We start from the raw sequence: 14,645 nt of genomic DNA on the forward strand, positions 1-14,645 counted from the left end.
ATTTGTAAAGAAAAATCCCAAATTCAAAATTGAATTTGGGATTTTGGATGTTAAATATAATAATTGTTTGAATCTGCTCAATAATTTATCTCCTCTCAAAGGTAACAACTAACTCTCCAAATGCCGTAGGTAGAGTAGAAACTAATCCTTCATCTGATACGGTGGTTTGACCCGTTGAAAAAGGAATTACTTCAAAAGGATCATCGTTTGTAGTTGATTCTTGGTTTAAACTTAAAACATTATCTGTCATCGTATAAGTACCTAATTCAACAAAAGGAGGATTTAGACAATCTACAGATAATTCACCATTAGAATTAGATATAAATTGTAAGTCATTTCCATTCAGATTATAAGTGTTATCAGAATTTAGAATAAGCGTTAGTTCAAAACAAGGGGCTTCAACAATCAAATTTGAGGAGGTCACTCCATCACCATTATAATCATCGTTTAATGGTGAGTTATAATTAGTCATCTCGAATTCACCAACAATTCCTAATTCAACTTCTTGTTCAACAATTGCATCATCATCATTCCCACAAGAGGCTATTGCTAATGCTATTGCCAACAGACTTAATAACTTTTTCATTCTTTATCTAAATCTAATTTTGTTTATAATCGTAAATTAAGTTTGCAAAACTAAAGCAATTTTAGTTAAGTGAACGATGTTTGCGATTTTTTCAATATTTAAAATTTCCAGAAAAAGAACTTGGCATTAAAGAACAAATCGATACGTCCACTTTACCAAAAATGTATTCTCAGGTTTTGCAGTAAATAATTGATTGTCTGCAATGGTATTAAACCCTTCGCTGGCATCTCGCTGACTAAACCCGTTTACGCCCTGAGACCACACAGCAAATAACTCTGATCCGGGAATATACTCCCAGCGAATTACAAGATTGCTACGATATTGCAACACAGCAAAATCTGGATCTCCAAACGCATAATCAGTTGTGTTATCTCCATTTTCATCTACTAAATAAGCACCATCTTCAAAAGTTATTTGATTATCATTATATAATTGCACGCGCTCATTTAAATCTAGAGCGTCTGCATCTGTTACATAATTAAAGTTTGAATATTTCCCCTTTGCAATAAACGGCTGACCGTAATATTGCACGGTCAAATTTGGGTTGATGGTATAATTAACGCGCAGGGTTGCACTCAATGTTTTTTGGTCAATCTCGCCCGTAATATAACGTGTCGTTTCGGGAGTTTCGGCTTGGGCTACGTATTGGGTTTTATTGGGGTTTGTTGTATAATCGGTTCGCAACGAAATATTTATTGCATTTGTAGGCTGGTAATCAAGGCCAATTTCGGCTTGAAGAAAGGAGAAATTATCCTGTCCCGCTTGACTACCAAAAACACCTGCAAATCCTCTAAACTTTTTACGCTCATCAGTCCCTGCATAAAGATAGCCACCGTTTTCTTGTGAGTATCTCCATCGTGGTCCTCCTCTTAAAAATGTAGTAATAAAAATTCTTGGCTTATGAAAAACACCAGCGTCAACAAATCCATTGTTTTTGAGCTGTACATTTCCTCCCAAGTCATATTGAATCCGATTATAATTTCCTTGGAAATCGTACGTAGTAAACTCTTCTAATCTCATATTGGCCCTACGGTACCAGCTACCGGGTAGGTTCCATCGATATGTAACATTTGCAAATTGACGAATAATATCAGCCTGTCTTAAAAACCCGATGTCATTTAATTCTAATTCGGGTGATCTAAATGACACACCCCCATTATAGCGCCAATTTCCTCCACCACTTTTACCAAACGCCAGCTTACCGCCAGTTCCTGTCAACGAAGTTCTTGTTGGGTCAACTTCAACGTGGTCTGCATCCTCACGTTGAAACAAATGAACAATACTTTGCTGAGTCGCGGCAATGGCTTCCGGGTTACCGCGCACTGTGCTTGTAACGATATTGCCATCTAGATAGTAATTTCGGTTTTTCCAGTTGTGTCTAAAATCCAATCCGCCACTAAAAGCTTGGGTGTGCAGAAATGAAATATTCTTATCCATATTTCGGTGTACACCGGTAAAAATACCACCCACATAACTATTGTTATTATTGAAATCTTTTTGAACTCTACCCACAACATAATTGGTCAATGGCTCAACGAGTACTTCGTTTTCTTCTCCGTTTTCGTCGATGACATCTGCAAATTCCTCCGAGGTTACGCTTTCTAAAACACCCACAGACCAGCCGTCTTTTGTTTTTCCGCTAAACTTTGCTGCGCCTAAAATAGTTGTATTATTGGGTTGGTCTAAATATGCCGTCGCTGGCCCAAACCCACTACCCTGCGGACTTCGACCAATTCGTCTTGAAAAGAACAAATTGTCTGAGTCGCCACTAATGTTGTAGTCAAAAATATTCTTATTCTCGATAAAAAATGGACGCCTTTCTTGAAAGAAAATTTCGAATCCATCGAGGGCAATGGCTCCCGGATCTGCATCTACTTGACCAAAATCTGGATTTATTGTTACGTCTAATGTAAGGTCGTTTGTAATCCCCACTTTTGCATCGAGTCCTGCGGTAAATCGTGTATCGCTACCATCTCTAAATGGATTTCCCTCTTCGGTTTCGTAAGTGTCCAATTGTGCTAATCCATAAGGCTGAATTTCAAGTTGGCGCTGAGGTTCAATGTTATTGATTCCTTTTAAAATTCCAAATTCACTTACCCATCCTGGAGCATTTGCTCCCACGGCCTGCCAAGTGGAACGCTCTTCATTTCTGAAATAACGCCGCGTTGCCTGTAATCCCCATGTTTGAGTATTTTCTGCACTAAAACGCAATTGGGATAATGGTATTCTCATTTCCGCAGTCCACCCATCTGCATCTATTTTTGTTTTTGTATACCAGATGGGATTCCAGCTCTCATCAAAATTGCCATTGTTTGAAATAAACTCATCCCCTTTTACACCCGCAGCGGTTATTGTGAATGAAAACCCTGTACGGTCATCGTCGTAGCTATCAAAATTTACTTCTACCCAATCACCGTCAAATCCATCCCGTCGCGAGAGCCGCCGCACGATTCCCCCAGGATCTTTATCATAACATTTGAATGCCACATACACGTTATTGGCATCATATAAAATTTTCATTTTTGTCTGCTCCGTGGGAGGTTTGCCATTGTCTGGCTGCCATTGTGTAAAATCGCTCGTCCAGCTCGCAGCTTCCCATGCTTCATCGTCAATACTACCATCTATGTTGATGGATTGATCTTTTGCTATTGAAACGGTTGTATATGTTCTTTTAGGAATAATTTGATCCTGTACGACAGGTTCCTCCTGCGCGATGACAGTGATAGAAAGAAATAGAGCAAAACAAAAAAAGACCTGCTTTATTGAATAGGTCATGATATTCGGTTTTTGGTTGTAGTATTAAGACTAGACTTTTAGAGAATTGTTACAGTTCAAGGTAATTCTTTCTGAAATGAAACAAACCTTAAAATAATTGTTTTGTTCGTTCTGTGATGTGTTCTTAATATCGCTTGAGATATATTATATTTACTACACATTTAAAATTTCATTGTATGAAAAGAATATACGCTACAGCAATTGTACTATTTTTAATATTTTCATCCACGCCATCGCTTCTAGCGCAATGCGAAGATGTCACTATTGAAAGTCTAACAAATCCGGGGCCTTTTGATGTTGCAACTTTAACCGAAGCAGACGGAATTTGAAACGGCCCGGATTATTTGGATGCAACCATCTACTACCCTACAAATGCAACTCCACCCTATTCGAGTATTGCCATTGTTCCAGGTTTTACAGCATTACCTTCAAGTGTTGAACAATGGGGCCCGTTTTACGCCTCGCACGGTATTGTATCAAGTATATTCAACGCTTGGCCAATTGTTAAAAGAGGGCCAACTTTCGACAAATATCAAACAAATAGATTTATCTAATTTGCCAGCAAATATCTATTACGTAAAGATTGCAGACCAAACGTTTAAAGTGGTAAAAGAATAAAACAAAACTTAGAGATTAAGTATGGGTCCAATTTCTATCATTGAAATTGGACCCATTTTATTTTAAAGTCATAATTTCCACTTCGGAAATAAAACGCGTTAAACTTTTGCTGCTGTTTGTAATTTGAAGTGACATTGCTTTCAATAGTTACATTTCCGAAGAAAATTTAAAAAAAGGCATTATTTAAACTAGTATCTTTAAGGTTTATAAACCCTTTGAATGCAAAAATTAATTTCAAAAAAGAAACCTACGTATCCCATAACCGAGACGCTTTCAAGTTACCTCACAAAGTATGCGCGGAATATAAAAATACCCATATTTTATGATGACTTATTGCGCTATCAAGGTTCAATCACTGTCTATGATAAGCACGGCGAAGACTCTTTATGGATACAAGTATATTACTCGGAGTACGAGCGCGTAGACATTGAGCATAGTCTCAAATTAGTGTATTCCATTTTGCACAGTGACGGCTCAGACTCGCTGTTACCCTACCTCAACATTGACAGTATTGATTATTGTACCTTCGGAAATTCAAAGCCATTTAGAATTAAGGTGCGAAATATATTAAACGATAATTATGTTTTTTTCTACATTAAAAAAGCAGATGCGTCGAGGATTTACGGCTTAGAATTGGAACATATTTTATCACCAAATCACATCAACTTTTTAGTCCACGGAAATTCGCTGATCGAGGAACATATTTCAGGAATTCCGGGAGACGATTTTATTGAACATCACTTAAACAAATGCTCTGATCAAGATAAAAGAGAAATTGCAAAGGAGTTTGTAAAATTCAATGAGCGGTGCTTTGTGCGTTTGTTGGGAGACATGCGTTCTTACAATTATGTAATGGTACTAGTTAACGATTTTGACAGAATTCAATATCGTATTCGTGCGATTGATTTTGACCAGCAAAGTTATGAAGGGAATGTACGCGTGTACCGCCCACAATTTTTGAAAGAGAACAATGTACTAGTCACGTTGGTTTCCGAAGTTTTAAAAAAACCCTCCATCGAACAATACAAAAGAGAGGAACGGTCTTTATTGGCTAAAAGAGCGACGAGTGAAAAAGACAGACTCAATGAGCTGCTCGTTTGTATGCGGGAAGATGAAATTTCGCAGCCCGAAAAAATTAAAGAACTCAAAAAAGCACTCCTTGAACTCACAGGTGATGTCAATTTTAAAAAAGCAAAAAAAATGGGCGAAATTGTTGATGCCGCACTTGATTTTATTGTTCGGAATTACCAAAATGAGAATCCATTTTTATAATTAAAATATTCTTGAATAAATAGACCTATGAAATATACTATGCGCGCATAGTATTTTGTATCTTTAGCAACGCATCTTATTTTTAAGTTTAAAATTTCCGAAGCTATGAAAATCAAAAAAATTTTAGTCGCCAACCGAAGCGAAATCGCCATTAGAGTATTGCGTGCCTGCACTGAAATCAATCTGAGAACAGTCGCAATTTACACCTACGAAGACAGATATTCGCAGCATCGTTTAAAGGCAGATGAGTCGTATCAAATAGGTGCCGACAATGAGCCATTGAAACCTTATTTGGATATTGATGCGATTATCAAACTTGCTAAAGAAAAAAATGTGGATGCTATCCACCCGGGATATGGTTTTCTTTCTGAAAATTCAAATTTTGCGAGAGCGTGTAAAGAAAATGGCATTATTTTCATCGGGCCGGAACCCGAGGTGATGGATGCGCTTGGAGACAAAATTATGGCAAAAAAGATTGCCCAAAAATGCAATGTTCCCACAATAAATAGTAATACCGAAGACTTAACATCACTTAAAATAGCACTTTCCGAAGCTTCAAAAATAGGATATCCCGTAATGCTCAAAGCAGCCTCCGGTGGTGGTGGACGTGGGATGCGCGTTATTCAAAAACCTGAGGAGCTGGAGAAAAGTTTTGATTCTGCTAAAAATGAAGCACTCAACTCGTTTGGCGATGACACCATGTTTTTAGAAAAATATGTAGAAAACCCCAAACATATTGAAGTACAAATAGTGGCAGATAACCACGGAAATATTAGACACCTTTTTGAGCGTGACTGCTCAGTACAAAGGCGTCATCAAAAAGTGGTTGAGGTTGCTCCATCGTACAACGTTTCACAAACTGTCAAAGATAAATTATACGAATATGCCATCGCTATTGCGAGCGAAGTGAATTACAACAACGTAGGTACGGTTGAGTTTTTAGTCGATGATGATGACAGCATTTACTTTATTGAGGTAAATCCGCGAATTCAAGTGGAGCACACGGTTACTGAAATGGTAACAGGAATTGACCTAATTAAATCCCAAATTTTCATCGCAGGCGGTTATAAACTAGACGATGAACAAATTAAAATTTACGGGCAAGAATCACTTGCCACATACGGTTTTGCATTACAATGTAGATTAACAACCGAAGACCCCACAAACGATTTTACACCAGACTACGGTACGATTACAACGTATCGCAGCGCCTCTGGAATGGGAATCAGGCTGGATGCTGGTAGCATTTATCAATCGTATAATGTGAGTCCGTTTTTTGATTCTATGTTGGTCAAAGTTTCTGCACACGGAAGGACTTTAGATGGCGCGGTGCGCAAAATGAGTAGGGCTTTAAAGGAATTTAGAATTAGAGGAGTTAAGACCAATGTTCATTTTCTGCAAAATGTAATTCTGCATGATGATTTCAGAAATGGGAAGGCTTCAGTTAATTTTATAAAACAAAATCCTTCTTTATTCAATATTAAAATTCCACAGGATAGAACTACGAAAATCACAAACTATTTGGGTGAAGTGATTGTCAACGGAAACCCCGATGTAAAATTTGTGGATACGAATAAAATTTTCAGAAATCCGGTTGTTCCTCCATTTGATAGCAATGCTTCATTTCCGAAGGGAACAAAAGATTTATTGACAGAATTGGGGCCAGAAGGTTTTTCAAAATGGTTGAAGAACGAAAAGAAAATCCATTACGCAGACACCACGATTAGAGACGCGCACCAATCATTACTCGCTACACGAATGCGAACAAAAGACATGGTGGCAGTAGCTGAAAGCTATGCAAAAAACCACCCAGAAATTTTTAGTATTGAAATGTGGGGCGGTGCTACGTTTGATGTTTGCATGCGCTTTTTAAACGAAAGTCCGTGGTCGCGATTGAGACAGTTGCGAGAATTAATGCCCAATATTTTATTTCAAATGTTGTTGCGCGGTTCAAATGGTGTGGGCTACAAAGCATATCCAGATAATTTAATTGAGAAATTTATTGAAACCTCGTGGGAAAACGGTATCGATATTTTTAGAATTTTCGATTCGCTCAATTGGGTCAAAGCAATGGCACCAAGTATTGAATATGTGCGAAACAAAACGGGCGGTCTCGCTGAGGCTGCCATTAGTTATACGGGCGATATTCTGGATAAAAATAATACAAAATATACATTGGCATATTACACACAATTGGCCAAAGACCTTGAAAATGCTGGAGCCCATATTATCGCGATTAAAGATATGGCAGGACTACTCACGCCGTATGCCGCAACAGAGTTGATTGGCGCCTTGAAGGACACTATTGACTTGCCGCTACATTTGCATACGCATGACACATCTTCAATTCAATCTGCTACGTATTTAAAAGCGATTGAGGCTGGTATTGATGTAGTGGATGTTGCCCTCGCTGGATTGAGCGGATTGACATCCCAGCCTAATTTTAATAGCATTGTGGAGATGACCAAGCACCACGAGCGTGCAAATCCAATTAATATTCAATCTTTAAATTCTTATTCTAATTACTGGGAAGATGTTCGTGAATATTATTATCCGTTTGAGTCAGGCCTTAAAGCAGGAACGGCGGAAGTCTATACGCATGAAATTCCCGGCGGACAATACTCAAACTTACGCCCTCAGGCTATTGCGCTTGGATTGGGTGACCGTTTTAGCGAAGTGAAAAAAATGTATGCAGAGGTAAATACGCTCTTCGGAAATTTAGTAAAAGTGACCCCTAGTTCTAAAGTCGTGGGAGATATGGCGATTTACATGGTCACAAATAATTTGACCACTGCCGATATTTTTGAAAGAGGGGCAAGTTTATCGTTTCCTGAATCTGTAGTTAGTTTTTTTAAAGGAGACTTGGGACAACCCAAAGATGGTTTCCCAAAAGAGCTGCAAGCTATTATCTTAAAGAAAGAGGTTCCTTACACAGATAGACCTAACGCACATTTGGACCCCATCGATTTTGATGTGGAGTTTAAAGCTTTTAAAAAGAAATTTCAGAAAGACTTTAGCAGAGAAATTGCTTTTGAAGATTTCTTGAGCTACAGTTTATATCCCCGTGTTTTTGAACAAGCGCATGAAAAGTATAAACTGTTTGGTAGCGTTTCTATTTTACCCACTAAAAATTTCTTCTTTGGGATGCAGCAACGCGAGGAGATTATGATTGAGCTAGAGCCTGGAAAAACGATTATCGTCAAATTACTTTCGGTCACTCCTCCCAATGATGAGGGAAAACGCTTGGTGTTCTTTAAAGTAAATGGTGAAAACCGTTTTGTTGAAATCGAAGATAAATCAATGGATATAAAAATCCATCAAAAAACAAAAGCTGATGCGGAAAATGACAATGAATACGGCGCACCGTTACAAGGTATGCTCTATAAAATTCTGGTAAAAGCGGGCCAAGAGGTAAAAGAAAATGACCATTTGTTTATCATCGAAGCTATGAAAATGGAAACTACCGTGACGGCTTTAAAAAATGGAACGGTTAGCGCGGTCGAATTAAAACAAGGCGAAATGGTGATGACTGGAGATTTGGTTTTAAAAATAGAATAAATTTTTAGTCTTTTTTTAGTGCTTCGGAAATGTGACTACACTTTAATTTATTCAATACATTTAAGCCTTTGACATTGTTTCTTGGATATCATATTTCCGAAGAAAACCAATACAATGTATCTTCATTTTTATGAGTCATTATATATAAGTACTCTTTCCGAAGAAAATTTCAGAAAAAATACGCACACTACTATTTGTTATTCAAACAAATAAGATTACTTTTGCCAACCCTTAGAATAAGGACAGAAAATAATTATTAATATTAGACAAAGAACATAATGGATACATTAAGTTACAAAACAGTATCTGCTAACAAAGCCACGGTTGTAAAAGAGTGGTTAGTTGTAGATGCGGACGGGCAAACATTGGGTCGTCTTGCGAGTGAAGTTGCAAAATTACTTCGCGGTAAACACAAGCCTAGCTTTACACCTCACGTGGATTGCGGAGACAATGTGATTATCATAAACGCAAGCAACGTCCAATTAACAGGAAACAAGTGGGCAGACAAATCTTACATTCGCCATACGGGTTACCCAGGTGGACAGAGAAGTCTGACTGCTACAGAATTAAGAGACAAGAATCCAGCACGCGTTGTTGAAAAGGCGGTGAAAGGAATGTTACCTAAAAATAAATTAGGGGCAGTACTTTTTAGAAACTTGAAAGTGTATGCAGATGCAAACCACGGTCAAGAAGCTCAAAAACCAAGAGAAGTTAAAATTAACACCGCAACAAAATAATGGAGACTATACACAAAATCGGAAGAAGAAAAACCGCTGTTGCGAGAGTTTACCTAACTGAAGGTAAAGGACAGATCGTTATCAACAAGCGTCCACTTGATCACTATTTTACAACATCAACGTTGCAATACAAAGTAAAGCAACCACTAATGTTGACTGAAAACGAAACTACGTTTGACATCAATGTAAATGTTTTTGGTGGTGGAATTACAGGTCAAGCTGAAGCTATTAGACTTGCATTATCAAGAGCGATGTGCACATTGAATGACGAGAACAGAGGCATCTTAAAGCCAGAGGGACTTTTAACAAGAGACCCAAGAATGGTAGAAAGAAAGAAATTTGGACAAAAGAAAGCAAGAAAAAAGTTCCAATTCTCGAAACGTTAATATTATCAATGAACTGCCGCATGGCAGTTTGTTATACAAGTTCATATATATTATTATTAATAAGCTGTTAGTCCCGCTCTGCCGGGCGGGACAATTAGTTTAGTATCTAAATCATATTCGCCAAGCCGAAGAGATTGACATCTAGACATTACAGAACGTAAACTAAAACAAAAATGGCAACAGAAAACAACACAGAAGTTAAAGAACTTCTAAAAGCAGGTGTGCACTTTGGACACCTTACAAGAAAGTGGAATCCAAACATGGCTCCTTACATCTACATGGAGCGTAATGGAATTCACATTATCAATTTATACAAGACCGCTGCAAAAATTGAAGAAGCTAATGAAGCTTTGAAAAAAATAGCAGCTTCTGGTAGAAAAGTACTTTTCGTAGCTACCAAAAAACAAGCAAAAGACATCGTTGCAGATAAAGCAAAAGCTGCAAACATGCCATATATTACTGAGAGATGGCCTGGTGGGATGTTGACAAACTTTGTTACAATCCGTAAAGCTGTTAAGAAAATGGCAACTATTGATAGAATGAAGCAAGATGGTACTTTCTTAACACTATCTAAAAAAGAACGTTTACAAGTTGACCGTTTACGTGCGAAGCTAGAAAAGAACTTAGGTTCTATTAGCGAAATGAGTCGTCTTCCAGCAGCATTGTTTGTTGTTGATACAACTCGTGAGCACATCGCTGTAGCTGAAGCTATCAAATTAAACATTCCTATTTTTGCAATGGTTGATACAAACAGTGACCCTAGAGTTATTGATTATGTAATTCCATCAAACGATGACGCATCTAAGTCTATCGACAAAATCATGACTGCTGTATCTGATGCCATTATTGAAGGATTGGCAGAGCGTAAAGCTGGAAAAGATGACGATGGCGATGCTCCTAAAAAGAAGTCAGAAAAAAAAGAAGCTAAAACTCCTAAAAAGGATGCTACTGCTAAAAAATCAACTACGGTAAGTGAAGCTCCTGCAACTAGCGTTAGTGACGAAAAAGCAATGAAGGATGCAAAAAAACCTGTAAAACTAGAGTCTAAGCAAGAGACAATGGAAAAAGCAGGTTTAACCGGAGAAGAAGAATAATATTTATGCGACAATACAATTGTAATTTGCAATTGATACTTGTCTTCTTAAAAAAACAAGGTCGCCAAGTTCATTTCTAATTGAAATTTGCGAAGCGACTTTTTTTAATTAAACTATTTCATTACTAATATAACATATCCGCGAAAGCGCATATTACAAAATAAATTTTATCATGGTAAAAATCACTGCCGCACAAGTAAACGAATTAAGAAAAGCAACCGGAGCTGGAATGATGGACTGTAAAAATGCCCTCGTTGAAGCTGAAGGAAATATGGAAGATGCAGTTGCTGTACTAAGAAAAAAAGGACAAAAGATTGCCGAAAAAAGAGCCGACCGTGACTCAAGTGAAGGTGCTGTTGTTTCAAAAATCAACGACGCAAACACAAGAGGTGTTGTATTGTCTTTGAACTGCGAAACTGATTTCGTTGCAAATAACGATTCTTACACAGAAATGGCTAACAAAATGGCCGATATTGCAATAAACCACGACACAAAAGAATCTTTCTTAGCTGCAGATTTTGGCGAAGGAATGACAGTTGCTGAAAAATTAATCGAGCAAACTGGTGTTATTGGTGAAAAATTAGAAATCGGTGGTTTTGAAATTCTTGAAGCTCCTTTTGTTGGGACTTACATCCACGGAAAAAAGATTGGTGCATTAACTGGTCTTTCTGCTGCTGTTGACAATGCAGAGCAATTGGCTAAAGAAGTCTCAATGCAAGTTGCATCTATGGGAGCAACAACATTATCTTACAAAGACTTTTCACCAGAATTTGTTGCAAACGAAACTGAGGCTCGTATCGCTGTTATTGAAAAAGAAAATATTGAACTTGGACGTTTAGGAAAAACATTAAAAAATGTACCTACGTTTATTTCAAGAGCACAATTAACGGATGAGGTTTTAGCAAAAGCTGAAGAAGACGCAAAAGCTGAACTTAAAGCCGAAGGAAAACCAGAACAAATCTGGGACCGTATCCTACCTGGAAAGATAGAGCGTTTTATCGCAGATAACACAACTCTTGACCACGAGATGGCTTTGTTGGACCAAAACTTTATCATGGATGACAAGAAGAGCGTAGCAGACCACGTTGCTTCTTACGGTGATGTAAAAGTTGTAGGTTTTAAAAAAGTTACTTTGGCGTAAGCTGAAATTTTAAAATAAAAAATAATCCGTCTTCGGCATTTGCAGGAGACGGATTTTTTTCATTTAACTAGTAAATAATCAAATTGAGTAAATTCAATTTTTTATGATCCTTTTTGAAACTGTTTTTCCACCAGAACTTATGAAAGCAAAATAAACCCCGCTGCTCCATCTTTCTGTTTGAATAGTAACACTGCTTTCTTTTGATTTGCGTTCTATTATTTTACTACCAAGTGCATTATAAATTTCAATACCATCTATAATAAAGTCATTTTCTATTGTTAATGAATCCGAAGTTGGATTCGGATAAACAGCTAATGTTGTCAATGAGTTCTCTTGAGATCCAAGATTTGTGTTCACACCAAAAATAGTTTCATAAGTGGTTCCATAAAATTCGGCAGAAATATTATAAACTCCATCGGGCCAAGAACTGTCAACAGGAAAAACCCATTCGGCATAAGCACCTGTATAAGTAGGCCATGGCGATGTAAAATCATAATCATATAAAACTGAACCATCTGGCTTAGTGAATGTTATGTGCGTATTGTCATTTGTACGGATGTCACGATAAAAAATACGGAATACTACATCATCTCCTGGAACAAAGTTCAATTCTTCGTACGTATTTTCAACAACACCACAATCCGTATCAAAATTGGTAGAACTGTGTGTTGATAGGTGGTTTATTGCTGGCACAAAATAATCGGGTTGTTGTTCCCACCAACTTGTACTATTCATAGTATTGCAAGAACCTGCATAAGGGTCAATTAAAGCTCCATTGGCATCATAGACCTCAAAATGCAAATGCGGAATTACGCTACTACCTGAACTTCCAGCAGCCCCAAGATATTCTCCACTTTCAACAGTATCTCCAATATTTTTTGTTGTTATCGCTCCATCTTTAAAATGCCAATACCATGCTTGAGACCCATCTGTATGCTCTATGATTATACCATTCCAATTGGGATTCCCATTATTTAAACAATTTAAATCAAAATTACCATCTCGCTTGTCAATTATGATACCCGGAGCGGCAGCAACTACTTGCATGACTTCATCTTGCATATGTTTCCAAGGATAAGGCCATAACACAAAATCAGTTCCTTCGTGATTACCAGTTGCCCAATCGTAAGTGCGTTCGCCACAATTGTAATCTGTAAGGTTTCCATTGGGAGTAAGATCATGATCCACTTGGTTATTGATGATATAATATCCATATCCACCATAAATGGGGTTTGATCTAATAGGCATTATAAATAAAGGCGCGGCACCTTTGTGTAAAAATGCTTTTGAATCATTATTCTTTATTTGCTGTTTGTTTTGAGCAATCTTTAAACGGACGCTTTCACGTTGCGCATCTGTGATGCATTCGGTTTTTTCAATATTGGCTGAAAACAAACCAGTATTGAACGCATTAGGATTTGATTGTTGTACTTGCGCTGTAGCAATGATTGCGAAAGCACTGAAGATGTAAAATAATGGAAATTTCATAATAAAAGGTTTTAAAAATTAAGTATCAATTTTATACCTACATCGGAACAAATTAAAAATGTCATCACTAAAAAATTATTATTCTCTGAAATAGTATTCAAATTTATTATTTCTCAACTACACACTTTTTTACCTATTTTTGCACGCAGAAACACAACCGCTATGCACTACAAAAGAATATTACTCAAATTATCTGGCGAGGCCTTAATGGGCGAACGTCAATATGGTATTGACCCCGTAAGACTTCAAGAATATGCTGAGGAGATTAAAGAACTCGTCGATAAAAAGATTGAAGTCGCTATCGTAATAGGAGGTGGAAATATCTTTAGAGGAGTTGCCGGGGCAAGTCGCGGTATGGATCGTGTACAGGGCGACCACATGGGCATGCTTGCTACCGTTATCAACGGTCTTGCGTTACAGAGTGCACTTGAGGACGAAGATATTCCCACACGTTTGCAAAGTGCTATAAAAATCAACGAAGTTGCTGAGCCGTTTATTCGTCGTAAAGCAATGCGCCACATGGAAAAAGGACGCGTGGTAATTTTTGGTGGAGGAACTGGAAATCCATATTTCACTACAGATAGTGCGGCCGTTTTAAGAGCCATCGAAATCAAGGCAGATGTTATCCTAAAAGGTACCCGTGTTGACGGAATCTACTCTAGCGATCCAGAAAAAAACAGTGATGCCACAAAATTTGACGATATAAGTTTTGATGACGTATTACGAAAAGGATTGAAGGTTATGGACACAACCGCGTTTACCTTGAGTCAAGAAAACCAATTGCCTATCATCGTTTTTGATATGAATAAAAAGGGCAATTTGATGAAAGTGGTAATGGGAGAAAAGATAGGGACAAAAGTAAATTTGTAGGCTTTCGCCGAAATTTTAAAACAACAGCACCTGTTTTATTGTTTTAAAATTTCCGAAGAGAATAGCATTCATTACATCCTTTTTGTTTCAAAAAAATTAGAATCATATATTATAGAACAC

General features: G+C 37.5%; 13 protein-coding genes. 10 read left to right on the top strand and 3 right to left on the bottom strand.

The genetic code is table 11. The annotated features are described in order from the left end of the window. Positions 1 to 85: 85 nt before the first annotated feature. Positions 86 to 586: a hypothetical protein gene (locus tag ACSHW7_RS01475; protein ID WP_435677543.1), complete on the bottom strand. Its 501-nt coding sequence runs from the start codon at positions 584 to 586 to the stop codon at positions 86 to 88. A gap of 126 nt (positions 587 to 712) precedes the next feature. Beyond that, complete coding sequence (locus ACSHW7_RS01480; protein ID WP_435677544.1) at positions 713 to 3,361, bottom strand: DUF5916 domain-containing protein; 2,649 nt, start codon at positions 3,359 to 3,361, stop codon at positions 713 to 715. Positions 3,362 to 3,537: 176 nt separating this feature from the next. Here ACSHW7_RS01480 and ACSHW7_RS01485 point away from each other — a divergent pair, with 176 nt between their 5' ends. The 9 genes from ACSHW7_RS01485 (at position 3,538) to tsf (ending at position 12,167) form a co-directional block, all read left to right on the top strand. Beyond that, entirely contained in the window at positions 3,538 to 3,690 is a 153-nt protein-coding gene (locus ACSHW7_RS01485) for a hypothetical protein (RefSeq protein WP_435677545.1), read from the top strand. Positions 3,691 to 3,705: 15 nt separating this feature from the next. Further along, positions 3,706 to 3,915, top strand: coding sequence for a poly(ethylene terephthalate) hydrolase family protein (locus ACSHW7_RS01490; RefSeq protein WP_435677546.1), 210 nt, complete (start codon positions 3,706 to 3,708; stop codon positions 3,913 to 3,915). After that, positions 3,863 to 3,979, top strand: coding sequence for a hypothetical protein (locus ACSHW7_RS01495; RefSeq protein WP_435677547.1), 117 nt, complete (start codon positions 3,863 to 3,865; stop codon positions 3,977 to 3,979). Before ACSHW7_RS01490 ends, ACSHW7_RS01495 begins: the two co-directional genes overlap by 53 nt. A gap of 219 nt (positions 3,980 to 4,198) precedes the next feature. Continuing rightward, positions 4,199 to 5,251 carry a hypothetical protein gene (locus tag ACSHW7_RS01500; protein ID WP_435677548.1) on the top strand — a complete coding sequence of 351 codons (1,053 nt, stop codon included), beginning with the start codon at positions 4,199 to 4,201 and terminating at the stop codon, positions 5,249 to 5,251. Between the two features lie 105 nt (positions 5,252 to 5,356). After that, complete coding sequence (locus ACSHW7_RS01505) at positions 5,357 to 8,809, top strand: pyruvate carboxylase (RefSeq protein ID WP_435677549.1); 3,453 nt, start codon at positions 5,357 to 5,359, stop codon at positions 8,807 to 8,809. Positions 8,810 to 9,087: 278 nt separating this feature from the next. Then, a complete protein-coding gene (gene rplM / locus ACSHW7_RS01510; protein WP_435677550.1) occupies positions 9,088 to 9,546 on the top strand; it encodes a 50S ribosomal protein L13 in 459 nt (152 codons plus the stop codon). Next, on the top strand, positions 9,546 to 9,932 hold the full coding sequence (gene rpsI, locus ACSHW7_RS01515; RefSeq protein ID WP_435677551.1) for a 30S ribosomal protein S9: 387 nt from the start codon (positions 9,546 to 9,548) through the stop codon (positions 9,930 to 9,932). Before rplM ends, rpsI begins: the two co-directional genes overlap by 1 nt. A gap of 173 nt (positions 9,933 to 10,105) precedes the next feature. After that, positions 10,106 to 11,026, top strand: a complete 921-nt coding sequence (rpsB, locus tag ACSHW7_RS01520; protein WP_435677552.1) for a 30S ribosomal protein S2 — start codon at positions 10,106 to 10,108, stop codon at positions 11,024 to 11,026. A gap of 172 nt (positions 11,027 to 11,198) precedes the next feature. After that, a complete protein-coding gene (gene tsf, locus ACSHW7_RS01525) occupies positions 11,199 to 12,167 on the top strand; it encodes a translation elongation factor Ts (protein ID WP_435677553.1) in 969 nt (322 codons plus the stop codon). A 93-nt stretch (positions 12,168 to 12,260) separates the two neighbouring features. Here tsf and ACSHW7_RS01530 read toward each other — a convergent pair whose 3' ends face one another. Next, positions 12,261 to 13,655, bottom strand: coding sequence for a T9SS type A sorting domain-containing protein (locus tag ACSHW7_RS01530; RefSeq protein ID WP_435677554.1), 1,395 nt, complete (start codon positions 13,653 to 13,655; stop codon positions 12,261 to 12,263). A 162-nt stretch (positions 13,656 to 13,817) separates the two neighbouring features. Here ACSHW7_RS01530 and pyrH point away from each other — a divergent pair, with 162 nt between their 5' ends. Then, entirely contained in the window at positions 13,818 to 14,525 is a 708-nt protein-coding gene (gene pyrH, locus ACSHW7_RS01535) for a UMP kinase (protein ID WP_435677555.1), read from the top strand. The last annotated feature ends 120 nt before the right edge of the window (positions 14,526 to 14,645 follow it).

The sequence above is a fragment of the Patiriisocius sp. genome (assembly GCF_051252435.1).
Taxonomy (GTDB): domain Bacteria; phylum Bacteroidota; class Bacteroidia; order Flavobacteriales; family Flavobacteriaceae; genus Patiriisocius.

Bases quoted from the DNA above. Each gene is read 5' to 3' on its own strand.
- ACSHW7_RS01475 (WP_435677543.1), bottom strand. From the start codon at position 586: ATGAAAAAGTTATTAAGTCTGTTGGCAATAGCATTAGCAATAGCCTCT.
- ACSHW7_RS01480 (WP_435677544.1), bottom strand. From the start codon at position 3,361: ATGACCTATTCAATAAAGCAGGTCTTTTTTTGTTTTGCTCTATTTCTT.
- ACSHW7_RS01485 (WP_435677545.1), top strand. From the start codon at position 3,538: ATGAAAAGAATATACGCTACAGCAATTGTACTATTTTTAATATTTTCA.
- ACSHW7_RS01500 (WP_435677548.1), top strand. From the start codon at position 4,199: ATGCAAAAATTAATTTCAAAAAAGAAACCTACGTATCCCATAACCGAG.
- ACSHW7_RS01505 (WP_435677549.1), top strand. From the start codon at position 5,357: ATGAAAATCAAAAAAATTTTAGTCGCCAACCGAAGCGAAATCGCCATT.
- rplM (WP_435677550.1), top strand. From the start codon at position 9,088: ATGGATACATTAAGTTACAAAACAGTATCTGCTAACAAAGCCACGGTT.
- rpsI (WP_435677551.1), top strand. From the start codon at position 9,546: ATGGAGACTATACACAAAATCGGAAGAAGAAAAACCGCTGTTGCGAGA.
- rpsB (WP_435677552.1), top strand. From the start codon at position 10,106: ATGGCAACAGAAAACAACACAGAAGTTAAAGAACTTCTAAAAGCAGGT.
- tsf (WP_435677553.1), top strand. From the start codon at position 11,199: ATGGTAAAAATCACTGCCGCACAAGTAAACGAATTAAGAAAAGCAACC.
- ACSHW7_RS01530 (WP_435677554.1), bottom strand. From the start codon at position 13,655: ATGAAATTTCCATTATTTTACATCTTCAGTGCTTTCGCAATCATTGCT.
- pyrH (WP_435677555.1), top strand. From the start codon at position 13,818: ATGCACTACAAAAGAATATTACTCAAATTATCTGGCGAGGCCTTAATG.